Below are 1,508 nucleotides of genomic sequence, written 5' to 3' on the forward strand. Positions count from 1 at the left end.
GCCTGGGGTGGGGACCAACCGGTATGCGTATTCGGATAACGATCCGATCAACCTGAGCGATCCGAGCGGACATCAGTGGGCTGGAGCAGCTGACGCGCAAGGAAGCATGCCTACAGGCGCGGCTGCTAGCCAGCAAATCCAGGCAGAGGCCGAAAGGCAGAGAAGTGAACAGACGAAGCAAGACGAAGCCGATCGCTTGTATCGAAGTGGAGCTGTTTACAGCAGCTGGGATGATTTCGAGACTCTCGCAACACTGGGCACCAACTTGCCCAAGAGAGGTGCCGTTTCTTTGGGCCGCAAGATGGTGGAAAAAGCAATCGGTACCGAGCCTGTCGAAGCTGTTGCACCAAAGGCTGTAAACATTATCTCGAACAAAGCAGCCGGGAAGGCCTTTGAGGATGAAACAGCGGCAAGCCTTCAGCAACTAGGGACAGTTGAGATCGGACGAGAGGTTCTGCTCGAAACGCCTAAAGGGGTCAGAACGAGGATGGATATTCTGACAAGGGATAAAATCACAGGAGAGATCGGTTGCATTGAGTGCAAGGCATCAGCAACCGCTCCCCTGACCCCAAACCAACGAGCTTCACATCCGGAAATAGCGGGGTCCGGTGCAACGGTTGTCAGCACAGGCGTGCAGAACTTTCCGGCTGGGATGAACGTTCCTCCCACGACCGTCAACGTGATCAGGAAAAAGTCAGAATGATGAGCCATATTTGTCATATATCAGAGGACACCAGCGGCCCGTCAGAGGAGCGTCGATTCGTTGCATTGCTACTCATTTTTGATATTATATTAATAGTAAATTCGAAACAGAAAGAGCAGGCCCTACATGTCTATAGAACAATCCAATGTTGTAGATTTCATCAACATTAGCAATGACCAGAATATTGCGTATGCTTCAATTAGCGATCATTTAGATTGGACAGAGAACGAGGAAAAGCATCTTATTTTACTACAAAATAAGATAAATAATTATCTTGCTTTTTTCGAAAGCGGTGAAATTGAGAGAAAATTTCCAGAAACAAAAGGAAAAAAGCTAGTAATAAATCTTGTTTTAAAATTCAATCCAAGCGAAAAGGGAAATGAATTTTTATCTATTGCTGAGAACATTGTCGAGGACGCAGGGTTTGGTTTCCGAGTTGACATAATAGGAGGCAGGAAATGAGGCCGAGCTTTGCAGGATTTGGTGATGACGCACTCAATTGGCCACACCCGAGCGCTTTGGACTGCACCTCTCAGGATGGAGATTAATTCTAGCCTAGACACACAGCACCCATGAGAAATGTAGCCGCCCGCTCTCTATGTTCATAGTCTAGTCCAGCGCATCGAGGCGCGCCCGGTGGTATCAATGAAGGCCATCGGCAGCCAGACAACGGAGAGAGGCATTGCGGCCAGTCAAACCTCCCATAAGACCGGCCGGCTTCACCTGATAGAGATGCTGATCGTGCTCGTGATCCTCGGGCTGGCGATGGCCGTGGTCGGGCTGGCCGTGCCGGACTGGCGCGCCC

Annotated in this window: 2 protein-coding genes; both read left to right on the forward strand. The window is 50.0% G+C overall.

What is annotated here, in order from left to right:
* On the forward strand, positions 1 to 703 hold a 703-nt coding region (locus tag G537_RS44405; RefSeq protein WP_211230553.1), incomplete at its 5' end, for an RHS repeat-associated core domain-containing protein.
* 126 nt (positions 704 to 829) lie between these two features.
* Positions 830 to 1,165, forward strand: a complete 336-nt coding sequence (locus G537_RS44055) for a DUF6572 domain-containing protein (protein WP_155888839.1) — start codon at positions 830 to 832, stop codon at positions 1,163 to 1,165.
* Positions 1,166 to 1,508 lie beyond the last annotated feature (343 nt).

The organism is Inquilinus limosus DSM 16000 (assembly GCF_000423185.1).
In the GTDB taxonomy this organism is placed as follows: Bacteria; Pseudomonadota; Alphaproteobacteria; order DSM-16000; family Inquilinaceae; genus Inquilinus; species Inquilinus limosus.